Source organism: Streptomyces sp. NPDC000983, from assembly GCF_040299205.1.
Classification (GTDB): domain Bacteria; phylum Actinomycetota; class Actinomycetes; order Streptomycetales; family Streptomycetaceae; genus Streptomyces.
The window spans coordinates 24,276-37,662 of the sequence record NZ_JBEPBM010000031.1 but is presented as its reverse complement, the minus strand read 5'-3'; the positions used below and the strand labels follow the sequence as shown (position 1 = coordinate 37,662).

The following is a 13,387-nucleotide window of genomic DNA, read 5'->3' as shown; positions in this document are numbered from 1 at the left end:
GAGCACACCCGTGCCTCAGCACACCTTCCGTCTCAACGGCGAGCAAGTCACCGTCGAAGTCGCCGACGACGTACGCCTGTTGTGGGTCCTGCGGGACCTGCTGGGCGTCACCGGACCCAAGTACGGCTGCGGCATCAACGTCTGCAAGGCATGCACCAGCCACCTCAACGGCAAGGCCGTCAACCCCTGCGCCGTCCCGGTCGGAGCGCTGGCGGCGACCGACGAGGTCACCACCATCGAGGGACTCGCGGCAACGGTCGACGCGGAACTGCACCCGATGCAGGAGGCGTGGCTGGAGCAGGACGTCGCCCAGTGCGGCTACTGCCAGCCGGGGCAGATCATGGCCGCCGTCGCCCTGGTCCGCCGGGTCGCGCAGGAGGGCCGCGAGATCACCGACGACGACCTCGACGGCATCCGCAACGTCTGCCGGTGCGGCACCTACTTCCGTATCCGGGAGGCCATCAGGGCCGGTGCCGCCAAGATGTGACGGGGCGCCCTCTCCGCGCGGCCTCCGCCGAAGTACCGGCGGAGGCGGCTGCGTTGTGGGCGGTGCCCTCCGGCCTGAGACGGTTCACGCGGTCCGAGCCGCGACACCCCTGTTCTCGTCCGCCGCGACGCGTGCGGCGGGCCGGCGTCGCTCGATCCAGACCGCGAGGACCGTCAGCACGACGGCGAGCCCGAGCAGTCCGAGCGGACCTGCCGTGCTCAGCAGCCACAGCAGGCGCTCCGCGGTGGCGGCCTCGTCGGCCTGGTGGCGCACGGAGGCGGTCGTCCCCTTGACGTCGACGTCGGTGACCGGGAAGAGGGCCAGCGGGCCGTCGGGGCCCTCGGTCTGGGCCACGACCCTCTGGTGCAGGGCGCCGTTCAGGGACAGGCCGGTGTCGGCGTCGACCCACCCGCGGCGCTCGGTGTCGGAGGTGAAGGTGAGCGGCACGGTGTCGGGGAGTGCGGCCAGCTCGGCCTCCGACGGGCGCTGGTCGGCGGGCAGGGCGGCGGAGAGCCCGGCCACGGCCTCGCGGGGCAGGGCCTTGGGCAGGGACTCCAAGGTGGCCGCCTCGGTGAGCCGGCCGCTCGCCTCGACGGAGTACACGTAGGCGCTGCGGCCGGACACCGAGGCCGTCCCCGTGTACCGGGCCGGTACCGCCCGCTGGGTGGGCGTGTCCCAGAACTGGTAGTCGCGCTGCTCGGGCTCCAGGGGCCAGGCGATGACCAGGCCGTGGTGCTTCGCGGCGCCCGAGCCCGCGGGAACCGGGCGGTCGGCCAGGGTGCGCCGGTCCACGGCCCAGATGTCCTTGGACCCGCTCAGTTTCGTGCCGTCGGGACCGCGCAGCACCGCCGCGTCCGACACGACGGCGGTCCGGCCGTCGGTGTCCTCCACCACGACCCGACGGTCCAGTGTGACCGGCAGATCGCGCAGGTAGGGGTCGCCCTCACCGCTCTGGAGGGCGGCGGCGTTGAGCATGGTCGCGGTGCCCTGATAGCGGAACGTGGTGGTGGATTCGGCCGGTACCTGGTGCAGGGCGGGATAGACGGTGAATCGCGTGACGGCCGAGGCGGCCAACAGCACCACCGCGGATCCGCTCAGAATCCAACTGCTCTTGCGCATGGCCTCTCCTCGGAACGGGAGTCGGCAGGATCGCCGGATCTCGCTACTTAGCGAGCGCTAGATAAGTTATGGGCGGCTGTGAGGACGGTCAATACGACGGCGCACATGTGTTGTGCGGCCCGGGTGTTGAGCACCGCGCGGGCCACCGCCCCCGAATGATCGCTAGACTCGCCGCCACCAGCGGGCGGAAGGCACGGGGTCATGGCGGAAGTTGCGGCAGCGCTGCGCGCGGACGGGCATGAGGACTGGCGGAAGTACGGGCCGTTGGAACTGCCGCCCATCCTGGACGCCGCACTCGCGGCTTTCGACGAGCAGGGCTACCACGGCACCAGCGTGCGGGACATCGCCCGCCGCATCGGGGTCACCGTGCCGACCCTCTACTACCACTTCCACAACAAGCAGGCGATGCTGGTCGAGTTGCTCATGGGCTCGATGCGGGCGGTCCTCGGCCGCTGCCGCGACGCCGTCGAGGACGCCGACGCCGATCCGGTGGCCCGCTTCCGCGCACTGGTCGAGTGCACCGTGCTGTACATGGCGCATCGCGCGCCCCTGGCCTTCCTGGACACCGAGATCCGCAGCCTGGAGCAGGAGAACCGGGCCCGCTACGTCGCCCTGCGCGACGAGCTGGAGGCGATGCTCCGGCACAGCGTGCGCGACGCCGTCGACACCGGCGCCTTCGCCACCGCCTACCCCGTGGACGCGGCGCGAGCCGTGCTCACCATGTGCCAGGGAGTGGCGAACTGGTACCGCCCCGACGGCCCGCTGACCCCCGCCGACCTGGCCGACCGGTACGTCGACATCGCCCTGTCCGCCGTAGGCCACCGTCCCCGCGGCACGGCGGCCTGACGACCGCGGCTCGGTCCGACCGGGGCCGGGGCCGGGGCTCGGCTCAGGAAAGGGCCGCCGCGAGCAGAGCGGCGGCCGGCGGCACACCCTGCCCCAGGGCGCCCCGCCACAGGCGGGGGAACGAGGCGAGGAAGACGATCGCCGAGACGACCAGGAACGCGCAGAGGTGGACGACCAGGGTCCGGCCGACGGTGGTGTCGCCGGTGTGCAGGGCCGTCACGCCCGCGACGAGGCCCAGACCGAGCAGGATGTTGTAGACGGCGACCCCCGAGCGCCACAGGGTGACCTCGGGCGCGTCGGCGGCGGAGGTCGTGAGGAAGACACGGACGTCCGGGCGGTCGTAGAAGAACCGCTCCAGGATTCCGACGACGATGTGGGTCAGTGCTGCGAGGGCGGCGAAGACCTGAGTCGCGAGGTTCACGCCCGGAGTGTCTACCTATATCAGGAGATCGGCAAGGCGCGCCGGGCCCAGGAACACCCGAAGAGGGGACCCGCTCGGGGAGCGGGCGGGTCCCGGGAGCCTCGGCGAGACGGCGCCCCCTTCAGTCGCCCCGGGCGAGCCAGGCGGCGTTGGCCCGGTAGAGGTCGTTGATCGTGTCGGGCCGGTCCACGCCGGGCAGATCGTCGCGCACCGCCGCCGCACCCCGGGTCTCCTCGACCCAGTAGGACAGCGCCGAGTAGGACGGCCGGTAGCGCGCCAGGCGGCCGGGATCCAGCTCGACGGTGTCGCCGGGGTTCTCCGGCGTCAGGTAGTCGAACTGGTAGACGCACTTCAGCTCACTGATACGCCAGTCCCGTCCCCGCTTCTCCAGCCGCTCCACGATGCGGCTGTAGGCCGTCAGGAACACCCCCACGCCACCCACGCTCATACGTCCGGCGATCACCACGCCGGTGTCCGCGGTGGCGCGGTCGCCGTTGACCTGGATCAGCACAGGGCTCAGGACGTGACAACTGCGGCCGCCGCCGTCGAAGCTCTGCCGCGAGAGGCGGACGAACTCCGGTCCGCTCGTGCGGATCCAGGAGATGTCGACCAGCGAGTCGGGATGGAACTGCGCGGCCATGACATCCCACTGGGCCATGTCCCGGGCCCACCGTTCGGTGAGCACGACGTTCTCGATCTCCTTCTGCACGGTCAGGTCCTTGAGGCCGACCGCCGGGCCGGAGTGTCCCGCGGCAGCGGCGGGGTGAGCCGCCAGACCCGCGCCCGCCAGCCCTGCACCCCCGGCCAGGACGGCTCGCCGCATGAGGGCCGGAGTGGGCTTGTCGTGGTGGTCCGACATGATCGTCTCCTGTACGTGACCTGCCCGAGGGCAGCGGTGCGACCCGCGACGGTCCACAGCCCCGTCCGCGCGGTCCCGGGAATCGGTGAGTCAGTGATCTCACGATTGCCGCGCCATGACATTGGGCCGGGAGGCCAGCAAGGACGGATGCCGCTGGACGCCCGGCCCAAGCGGACCGCCGGCCCCTGCGTGCGCATCCCGTCCGAACTATTGACGGGCCATGAAACAACTCAATAGCTTCAGTATCATCGGCTCACTCGGTGCGCTCCCACCGGAACCCGGTACGGCCGCCCGCCCCGAAGCAGCTCGCCGGCGGCATCCTCTTCCCGGCCTGAACGTCCGTACGTCTCATGCGACTCGACCGCTCGCCCCGCGAGTCGGTGGCCGCGATCCGACAGGAGGGACTTCCCCATGGGCCGCTACAGTCGGCTGCGCCGCATCCGGCAGCTGGATCCGCAGAAGGACTTCGAGCAGATCTACCGGTGGATCATCCACTACGAGTTCCCCGAGGACTACCTCCACGGGACGTCGATCGCCTTCCTCCGCGACTACGGCGTCCCGCGCATCTCCCGACTCCTGGACCGCACCCAGGAGTTCGAACGCGCCGGCCAGAAGCGCTACGACGACACCGTGCTGCTCACCTACGAGATGGTCCGCGAAGGCATGGACTCGGAGCACGCACACGCGGCGGTCCGGCACCTCAACCGCATCCACGGCCGCTACCGGATCGCCAACGAGGACTTCCTCTACGTACTGGCCACCACCGTGGTGGGGCCGAAACGGTGGATCGACCGTTTCGGCTGGCGGCGCCTGTGCGAGCAGGAGACCGAGAGCCTCGCGCTCGTCGGCCGGCGGATGGGCGAGATGATGGGCCTGTCCGACGTGCCCGACACCTACGCCGCGTTCGAGCACTTCCACGACGCCTACGAACGCGAGATGTTCGCCTACGATCCCGCCAACCGCCGTGTCGCCGCGGCCACTTTACGAGTCCTCGCCTCCTGGTACCCGGCACCCCTGCGCCGGCCGGCGTCCCGGATCGCGCTCGCCCTGCTGGACGAACCACTGCTGGAGGCACTCGGCTTCCGCCCCCAGCCGCGCTGGCTGCGAACCGCCGCACACCGCGCCTTCCGCACCCGGGCCGCGCTGATACGGCTGCTGCCCGCCCGCCCGGAGCGGTGGCCGCGCACGCCGAAGCCACGCACCTACCCCTTCGGCTGGACCCTGGACGACCTGGGCCCGCACTGGGCGCACTCCCGTCAGCCGGGACCGCTCCACGAGGAGACTCCGCCCGAGGACGCCCCCGCCCCGGTGGCCTCCGCAGCCCCCGAAACTCCCCGTCAGGAGCCCCGATGACCGACACCACCCCGGCCACCGCACCGCGAACCGCGACCTTCACCACGCGTTCCCCCGCGACCGGCAAGCCGATGGCCGAGTACCCGGTGGACGGTCCGGCGGAGGTCTCCCGCGCCGTCGCACGCGCCCGGAGCGCCCAGGAGAGCTGGGCCGCGCTGCCCGCGTCCCAGCGCCGCGGACACCTGCTGAGCTGGAAGAAGAGGCTCGCCAACGACCTCGACGACCTGGCCCGCACGATCGCGGAGGAGACCGGCAAGCCGGCCGGCGACGCCGCGCTGGAAGTCGTACTCACCCTGGAACACCTGGGCTGGGCCGCCCGCAACGCCGACCGCGTGCTGCGCCGGCGCACGGTCCGCACCGGACTGTTCGCCGCCCACCAGAGGGCCTCGCTGGTGCACCGGCCGCTGGGGGTGATCGCAGTGATCGGCCCCTGGAACTACCCCCTGTACACACCGATGGGTTCGGTCGGCTACGCCCTGGCCGCGGGCAACGGCGTGGTCCTCAAGCCGTCCGAGCTCACCCCGGGCACCGGTACCGCGCTGGCCGAGCGCTTCGACGCCGCCGTCCCCGGGCACGCCGGACTGCTCACCACCGTCACCGGCGCCGCCTCCACCGGGGACGCCCTGGCCCGGTCCGGCGTGGACAAGCTGGCGTTCACCGGCTCACCCGGGACCGCCCGCAAGGTGATGGCGGCGTGCGCCGAGACCCTCACTCCGTTCCTCGCCGAATGCGGCGGGAAGGACGCGGTGATCGTCACCGCCGACGCGGACCTCGACGCGGCCGCCGACGCGATCGTGTGGGGCGCGCTCAGCAACGCGGGCCAGACCTGCGCCGGGGTGGAGCGGGTCTACGCCGTGCGGGAGATCCACGCCGGGCTGTGCGAACGGGTCGTGGAGCGGGCCGCGGCGGTGCGCCCGGGCGCCGAGGCCGACGCCTCCTACGGTCCGCTGACGCTCCCGGGCCAGATGGAGATCGTCGAACGCCATGTGCGCGGCGCGGTCTCCGCGGGTGCCCGCGCCCTGCTGGGCGGTCCCGACTCGGTGCGCGCCCCGTACGTCGCGCCCGTCGTGCTGACCGGGGTTCCGGAGGACGCGGAGGCGATGACGCAGGAGACCTTCGGACCCGTGGTGGCGATCAACGCGGTGGCGGACGTGGACGAGGCGGTCCGGCGGGCCAACGCCTCGCAGTACGCCCTGGGGGCCGCGGTGTTCTGCCGCAACGGGCGGGCCGGAAGGGCGATCGCCGCGCGGTTGCGCGCGGGGGCCGTGTCGGTGAACTCCGTGCTGGGCTTCGCAGCGGTGCCGGCGCTGCCGTTCGGCGGTACGGGGGAGTCCGGCTTCGGGCGGATCCACGGCGCGGAAGGGCTGCGTGCCTTCACCTCCGTGCAGTCGATGACGGTGCAGCGGTTCACCCCGCCGATCGCCCTGACGTCCTTCGGGGTTCCGGCGGCGACGCGCGAGCGCGCGGTACGGCTGGCGCAGGCACTGCACCGACGCCGCTGACCAGTGTGTGCGGGGCCCGTGCTGAGGGGCCGGTCAGGCGTCCAGCAGCGGGGCCAGGTAGCGGCGGGCGAAGGCCCGGGCCTGGTCCTCGTCGTCCATCTCGATGCAGCTGGCCGGGTTGAGCAGGAAGGACACCGCCACCCGCACCATGAGCTCGGCGAGCGGGCGCGGGTCGTCGCCGGGACGGTCCTCGTCCTGCTGCGCGCGGCGCAGATGGGCCGTCAGGTAGTCGACGGTGGCGGAGAGCGAGGAGCCGCCCTGCACCGTCAGGTAGGGGAGCACCACTTCGGGTTCGAGGCGCAGCAGCCCGCCGAAGAGAGGATGGGCGCGGGTATGGCGAAGGGCCACCACGAAGCCCTCCACGACTCGCTCCCGCATGGACGGCAGCGGCGCCACCGCGCCGTCCAACTCCTGGAAGAAGCGGCCGAGTTCGCGCAGCAGGGTCTCCTCGACCAGCTTGTCCTTGGTCTGGAAGCGCCGGTAGACGGTGACCCGGGAGACGCCGGCCCGCTTGGCGACGTCGTCCACCGAGGAGCGGCGCAGCCCCAGCAGGATGAACTGCTCCAGCGCCGCGTCGAGGATGCGCCGTGCCGTGTCGTCCTCCGGCTCGGAGGGGGCGTGAGCGCGGACGCGCCACGAGTCGTTCGTGTCAGTTCGCATGGTGCGTCTCACGATACCGGGGGCCCTGGACCTGCGGCGGGGCGCGCGCAAGCCCCGCAGGAGCCGCGGCGATCGTCTTCCCCCTGACCGCAAGGGGCGGTCGAATCGCTCCGGACGGCGTGCCCCGCCGGTTCGCACGGAGCCGGTGAGGGCCCCTGACGAGGTGTGATTGACTGCTCGGCATGGCTGCCGCCTCACCGTCCGCCCGCCCGGCCCCGAACACCGGTCCGCCCGCGCACAGCGCCGCGAACAGCGCTCCGGCCGTGGCCACCCGGCCGCGCAACCGCAGACAGCTCATCCTCGAAGCGGCCGGGAGGGTCTTCAGCGAGCGCGGCTACCACAAGGCGTCCATGGAGGAGGTCGCCGCCGGCGTGGGGATCACCGCCGCGGCCCTGTACCGGCACTTCCCGAACAAGTACGCCCTGTTCGCCGAGTGCGCGCACGTCATGGTGGACGGACTGGTGGCCGCACTGGACGAGGTGCCGGCCGAGGCGCCCCTGGCGGATGTGCTCGCCGCGGTCGTCCGGGTCACCATCGCCCATCGCGCGTCGGGCGGCGTGTACCGCTGGGAGGCCCGCTACCTCGACGACGAGGACCGGCGGGGCCTCGGGTCGAAGTACTCCCGTCTCGTCGAGCGGGTCGATGAGGCGGTGCGGCGCGAACAGCCGCTGCCGGACGGGCGACTGCGGGCCGTGGCGGCCCTCGGCACGATCGGGTCGATCACGATGCACCGCACCGCGATAGCCCAACGCCGGGCGGAACGGCTGCTGTTGACGGCGGCCCTGCGCGTGGCCGCCACTGATCCGGCCGCGGCCCGGCCGGGCGCTCGCCCGGTCGCCCTGCCGGCCCGGCCGGTACCGCGTACACGCCGTACGGAGATCCTCGCGGCCGCCGTGCCCCTGTTCGCCCGCGAGGGCTTCGCCAACGTCACCAACGGGCGGATCGCGCAGGCCGTCGGGCTGACGCCGTCCGCGCTGTACCGCCACTACCCGGGCAGGATCGACATCCTGGCGGCGGCGTGCCTCCAGGCGGCGGGTCTGCTCTCGCAGGGGGTGGAGCAGAACCTGCACGGCGTGACCGACCCGCACGAGGCCATCGCCGTGCTGACCGCCACGTATGTCGCCTACGGCTTCGAGCACACCGCACTGAACAGCGTCGCCGAGGCCGAACTCCCCGGCCTGCCGCCCGATCTGCGCCGGCCCCTGCTCCTCGCCCAGCGCGAACACATCGCCCTGTGGCAGCAGCAGTTGAGGCTGGCCCGCCCCGAACTGGACCCGCGCCAGGCCCGGGTGCTGGTGCACGCGGGGTTCGGCGTGGTCGTCGAGGCGGGACGCGGGCTGCGCTGGCGGGACAGCCCGGAACATCGTGCAGCCGTCACCGCTCTGGTGATGGCCGCGCTGGGTCTGTGAGCGGCGGGGGAGTCCGCCGCCCGGCCCCGGCCCGTCAGGCCGCCCTGTTCCCGGTGGGGATCGTGATGGGCGTGGTCTGCCCGGAGGATCCCTTGTTGAGGAAGAGCATGGCCAGGGCGCGGACGAACTGGTCGAACACGTAGAAGCTGCTGGGCATGACGGGCGACAGGCCCTCGCGGAACAGGATGAACGCCGGCCACACGGTCCGCACCAGGGCGGCTGCCGCGTAGTCGCGCTTCAGCCCCAGCCAGTCGCCGACCTCGTTGCTGAGGACGTAGCGGACGAACTCGTTGAGGAAGCCGCGGGTGACACCGAGGTCGATCTGCGCGGTCAGGCCGAGCAGTTCCTCGGCCAGGGCGATGCCCTCCTTGGACGGGGAGAGGATCGGGGTGAGCACCCGCGCCGACTGGGCCTCGGCCTCGGCCCACGTCTTGGGGATGTGCTGGTCCGGGACGCCGAGCAGGGAGATCGCGACCTGCCAGGAGTGCAGGAACGCCTCCTGGTCCGCGGCCGGGAAGGGGACCTTCCAGTCGACCAGCTTGCGGTAGACGTAGGTGCCCAGGCTGTGGAAGGTGACCAGGATGTCGGCGGCGCTGATCGGGATGGTCTCGTCGGCGACGGCCCGCCAGTGCGGCGACTGGGGCAGCAGGTGCCGTACCGCGGCGTGCACCACGCGTGTCTTGTTGGCGGTGACGACGAACTGCCCCGTCGGCTCGAAGGCCCCCAGTTCGGCCAGGTCGTAGCCGAACGTGAACGTCTTGGCCGCCCGGTCCTGCATGTCGGCGCCGCCCGCGGACCAGTAGACGCTCTTGGCCTCGCGGGGGATCACGGTGCTCATGATGCCGCTGCCGAGGCCGTAGAGCATGAACAGGTAGGTGTCCTTGCGCCGGTTGAAGTCGGCGGCGCGCTTGAGCTTGGCGGGGTCCGCCCAGGAGGGCAGCCGGTTGACCTGGCGCAGGTAGGCGGTGAACTCGGCCGGCAGTCCGGTGGGCAGCGGGTCGTTGTTGTTCACCCAGGATGCCCACGCGGAGTTGATCGCGGGAACGTGACCGCCCTTGATCATCGAGACCATCAGCGGGTCCGCCGCGTCGTCCCAGATCCACTCCGGTCCGGGCCCCGCGGCGGCCGCGGCGGCCGAGCCCGTCGACGCCCACGCCGACACGGGGCTCGCCGCGCCGACGAGACCGAGGGCGACGCCGAGTGACAGGGCCTTGCGCCTGCTGAGGTTTTCCATTGACTTACCTGCTTCCCTGATGGGCGAGGGGGTTCCAGATTCCTTGGCAGACCAAGCATCTGTACGGACAGCTGCATGATGCATCTGGTCGCACAGATGTGATTTCGGATTAACATAGCGACGTGCGTCGCTGTGGGCAATGGTCCTGACAGGGCCCCGCCACAAACAGCTCACGACCCGCCGCCCTCGTTCGGGGCGTCCTTCACGCGCCCGCTCCGGACAGTGCCTGCTCCGGGCGGTGCCCGCTCCGGCGCCCGTGGATCACATGCCGACCCGCTCCCGTGGGCGTAGCGTCCTGATAGGGGCAGGCACGGGTGGGTGCGGCAGTCCCGGACGGCGCGCCGAGGAGAGCGGATGGCATGACCGGTACGGCTGACCAGGACGCGGACACCGACGCGCTGGATGCCGCGTTCGCGCAGACCGTCAGCGCGACCGGCGCGTCCATCGGCGCCCTGTACCTGCTCGCGCCGGACGGCGAGCTGCTGTGTCTGGACGTGCTCTGCGGAGCGCCGGCCGAGTTCGCCGAACCCTGGCGCAGGGTTCCGCTCGCCGCACCGGCCCCCGTCGCCGACGCCGTCCGCGAGAACCGCACGGTGTGGGTGGGGGACCAGGAGGAGATGGCCCGCTCCTACCCGCGCACCGCGATCGTGCTCCCGTACCCGCTGGCCCTGGTCGCCGCGCCGGTCAGCGGGGTACGGCAGTGGGGCTCCCTGCTGCTGATGTGGCCGGCCACGCGACCCCCGCACATGACCCGGCGGGAGCGGGGCAACATCACCGCCAGCTGCCGGCGGCTGGCCCGGCTGCTGGAGGAGGCGGCCGGGCACGGCGGTGCCGGCGCACGGCGGGAACAGCCGCGCGTCGTCGCACCGGCGAGCGGCATCGGCTCGGCGGTGCACACGGCCGTCGCCGACTTCGTCGAGCGCCTGCCCGGGGGAAGCTGCGCCGTGGACCTGGACGGCCGGTTCACCTACGTCAGCGAGGGCGCTTCCGACCTGCTGGGATGTGACGCCGGGCGGCTGTTGGGCACCCGGCCCTGGCAGTCGCTGCGCTGGCTCGACGACCCCACCTACGAGGACCGCTACCGGGCCGCCGTCATCAGCCGCGAGCCCGTCTCCTTCACCGCGCGCCGCCCGCCGGACCACTGGCTGGACTTCCACCTGTACCCGGACGCGAGCGGCATCAGCGCCCGTATCGTCCCCAGCCGCGAGCACACCCTGCCCTCACCCGCGCCCAGCCGGCCGACCGGTACGGCCACACCGGCGCGGGCCGGCCGGCTGTACCAGCTCATGCACCTGGCCGCCGCGCTCACCGAGGTCGTCGGAGTGCAGGACGTCGTGGACCTGGTCGCCGACCAGATCATGCCCGCCTTCGGAGCGCAGGGCCTGGTCCTGTCCACCGCGAGCGCCGGCCGCCTGCGGATCACCGGTCACCGCGGCTACCCGGCCGACACCATCAGACGCCTCGACGGCCTCTCCGTCGACACCTCCTTCACCCCGGCCGGGCAGGCGCTGTCCAGCGGAATCCCCGCGTTCTTCGCCACCCCCGAGGACATGCGCCGCACCTACCCCGAGGCGCCGCAGGTCAGCGGGAAGAAGGCCTGGGCGTTCCTGCCGCTGATCATCACCGGCAGAGCGGTCGGCGTCTGCATCCTGTCCTACGACACCCCGCACGAGTTCCCGGCCGAGGAACGCGCCGTCCTGACCTCGCTCGCCGGACTCGTCGCCCAGGCCTTCGACCGCGCCCGCCTGTACGACACCAAACACGAACTCGCCCACAGCCTCCAGCAGGCCCTGCTCCCGCGCAGCCTGCCCGAGATCGCCGGACTCCGGGTCGCCGCCCGCTATCTGCCGGCCACCCGCGGCATGGAGATCGGCGGGGACTTCTACGACCTGATCCGGCTCGGCGACACCGCCGCGGGCGCCGTCATCGGTGACGTCCAGGGGCACAACGCCGCCGCCGCGGCACTGATGGGCCAGGTGCGCACCGCCGTCCACGCCCACGCGACCCTCGGCACACCACCCGGCCAGGTCCTGCACCGCACCAACCGGCTGCTCACCGACCTCGCGCCCGAGCTGTTCACCACCTGCCTCTACGCCCACCTCGACTTCGCCCGCGCCCGCGCGACCTTCGCCAGCGCCGGCCACCCACCACCCCTGCTGCGCCTGCCCGACGGCCGCACCCGGCCCGTGGCCGTGGAACCCGGACCGCCCCTGGGCATCGACCCCGGCGCCGACTTCCCCGTGACCGAGGTGCCGCTGAGCGAGGGGACCCTGCTCGTCCTGTACACCGACGGGCTCGTCGAAGTACCCGGCGCCGACCTCCAGGACTCCATCGAAGGGCTCGCACACCACCTCGCCGGCACCGACGAGCGGAGACTGGCCCCCCTCATCGACCATCTGCTGGGAAGGGCCGACAGGCGAGGGCCACGCACCGACGACATCGCCCTGCTCGTACTCCGCCACGAAACGCCTCCGGCACGGCCGCCGTGAACCGGCGGCGGAGGCCGGCGCCACGGTGCCGGACGCCGACGCCGGGGTGCCCCACCGCCGCCCTCGGCCAAGGCGTGCCGGGGCCCCCGGGGCGCGGGGTCAGCGCACCGGGAACCCGAAGGAGTAGCCCTGCTCCTTGAGCATGGGCAGGATCCGGCGCAGGGCCTCCACGGTCTGGGAGCGGTCGCCGCCCGCGTCGTGGAAGAGCAGTGTCGGCCCGTTGGGCAGCTCCCGCTGGACGGTGGCGACGATCGCATCGGCGCCCGGCTGCTCGAAGTCCTTGGTGTCCACGTTCCAGCCCAGCGGGCGCATGCCCCGGGAGGCGGCCACGGAACGGCTGTAGGGAGTGAAGGCGCCGCCCGGCGCCCGGTAGTACATCGGCCGCACACCCCCCGACGCCTCGATGATCATCCGCTCGGCGTCGAGGATCTGCTTCGACTGATAGGACTGCGACTTGTTGTCCATGGTGGTGTCGTGGGACACCGAGTGGTCGCACAGCCGGTGCCCGGCCGCGACGACCCTCTTCACGAGGTCCGGGTGCGCCTGCGCCTGCGTTCCGACCATGCAGAAGGTGGCCTTCACCCCGTACTCGTCCAGCAGGTCGAGCATCTGCGGCGTCCACACCGGGTCGGGGCCGTCGTCGATGGTGATGTTGACGCCGCGCGCCCCCTTGTCCGAGGCGTGCGCGATGGACTTGTCGACCGCCTCCGGGCCCGCCGCGGGGGACGCGGCCTCCTGCGGCGAAGAGCCGCTGTCCACGGAACGCGCCTGCGCGGTCCACACCGAGGCGCCGCCGGCGAGCAATGTCACCCCGAGCGCCGCCGCGGCGATCCTGCCGTGCCAGCCCCGCCTGCTGCCGTGCCGTGCCATGTCCGCCCCGCTCTCTCGTACCTACCCACCAGCCGTCGGCCGTCCCGCAGCCAACTGGCAGGACGAGGGAGGCGGGCCGGCGGATCCGTCCGTTACTGATCACGGACAATTCCGTGGGAGTCCCCGGACAACCGGGCG

Annotated in this window: 12 protein-coding genes; 6 read left to right on the top strand and 6 right to left on the bottom strand. The window is 72.4% G+C overall.

Annotated features, from left to right (window positions below):
* The first annotated feature begins 10 nt into the window (after window positions 1–10).
* Entirely contained in the window at window positions 11–487 is a 477-nt protein-coding gene (locus ABT296_RS28810) for a (2Fe-2S)-binding protein (protein WP_351931591.1), read from the top strand.
* Window positions 488–571: 84 nt separating this feature from the next.
* On the opposite strand, the gene ABT296_RS28805 is transcribed toward ABT296_RS28810, so the two are convergent.
* Entirely contained in the window at window positions 572–1,606 is a 1,035-nt protein-coding gene (locus tag ABT296_RS28805; protein WP_351931590.1) for a porin PorA family protein, read from the bottom strand.
* 201 nt (window positions 1,607–1,807) lie between these two features.
* Here ABT296_RS28805 and ABT296_RS28800 point away from each other — a divergent pair, with 201 nt between their 5' ends.
* Window positions 1,808–2,452: a TetR/AcrR family transcriptional regulator gene (locus ABT296_RS28800; protein ID WP_351931589.1), complete on the top strand. Its 645-nt coding sequence runs from the start codon at window positions 1,808–1,810 to the stop codon at window positions 2,450–2,452.
* A 43-nt stretch (window positions 2,453–2,495) separates the two neighbouring features.
* Here ABT296_RS28800 and ABT296_RS28795 read toward each other — a convergent pair whose 3' ends face one another.
* Window positions 2,496–2,873, bottom strand: coding sequence for a DUF1304 domain-containing protein (locus ABT296_RS28795; RefSeq protein WP_351931588.1), 378 nt, complete (start codon window positions 2,871–2,873; stop codon window positions 2,496–2,498).
* A 121-nt stretch (window positions 2,874–2,994) separates the two neighbouring features.
* Complete coding sequence (locus ABT296_RS28790; protein WP_351931587.1) at window positions 2,995–3,732, bottom strand: nuclear transport factor 2 family protein; 738 nt, start codon at window positions 3,730–3,732, stop codon at window positions 2,995–2,997.
* Between the two features lie 411 nt (window positions 3,733–4,143).
* Between ABT296_RS28790 and ABT296_RS28785 the strand changes: the two genes are divergently transcribed.
* Both ABT296_RS28785 and ABT296_RS28780 read left to right on the top strand, forming a co-directional pair.
* The gene (locus ABT296_RS28785; protein ID WP_351931586.1) at window positions 4,144–5,085 is read left to right on the top strand and encodes an oxygenase MpaB family protein; all 942 of its coding nucleotides are present in this window, start codon (window positions 4,144–4,146) and stop codon (window positions 5,083–5,085) included.
* A complete protein-coding gene (locus tag ABT296_RS28780; protein ID WP_351931585.1) occupies window positions 5,082–6,587 on the top strand; it encodes an aldehyde dehydrogenase family protein in 1,506 nt (501 codons plus the stop codon). The genes ABT296_RS28785 and ABT296_RS28780 overlap by 4 nt, the downstream gene beginning before the upstream one ends.
* A gap of 33 nt (window positions 6,588–6,620) precedes the next feature.
* Here ABT296_RS28780 and ABT296_RS28775 read toward each other — a convergent pair whose 3' ends face one another.
* Window positions 6,621–7,247 (bottom strand): TetR/AcrR family transcriptional regulator, encoded by a 627-nt coding sequence (locus ABT296_RS28775; protein WP_351931584.1) that lies wholly within the window; start codon window positions 7,245–7,247, stop codon window positions 6,621–6,623.
* Between the two features lie 182 nt (window positions 7,248–7,429).
* Here ABT296_RS28775 and ABT296_RS28770 point away from each other — a divergent pair, with 182 nt between their 5' ends.
* Window positions 7,430–8,656: a TetR/AcrR family transcriptional regulator gene (locus ABT296_RS28770; protein ID WP_502977350.1), complete on the top strand. Its 1,227-nt coding sequence runs from the start codon at window positions 7,430–7,432 to the stop codon at window positions 8,654–8,656.
* 34 nt (window positions 8,657–8,690) lie between these two features.
* Here the strand turns inward: ABT296_RS28770 and ABT296_RS28765 are convergent, their stop codons facing one another.
* Window positions 8,691–9,890, bottom strand: coding sequence for an oxygenase MpaB family protein (locus tag ABT296_RS28765; protein ID WP_351931583.1), 1,200 nt, complete (start codon window positions 9,888–9,890; stop codon window positions 8,691–8,693).
* 359 nt (window positions 9,891–10,249) lie between these two features.
* Here ABT296_RS28765 and ABT296_RS28760 point away from each other — a divergent pair, with 359 nt between their 5' ends.
* Complete coding sequence (locus ABT296_RS28760; RefSeq protein WP_351931582.1) at window positions 10,250–12,379, top strand: SpoIIE family protein phosphatase; 2,130 nt, start codon at window positions 10,250–10,252, stop codon at window positions 12,377–12,379.
* Window positions 12,380–12,478: 99 nt separating this feature from the next.
* Here the strand turns inward: ABT296_RS28760 and ABT296_RS28755 are convergent, their stop codons facing one another.
* Entirely contained in the window at window positions 12,479–13,249 is a 771-nt protein-coding gene (locus ABT296_RS28755) for a polysaccharide deacetylase family protein (RefSeq protein ID WP_351931581.1), read from the bottom strand.
* Window positions 13,250–13,387 lie beyond the last annotated feature (138 nt).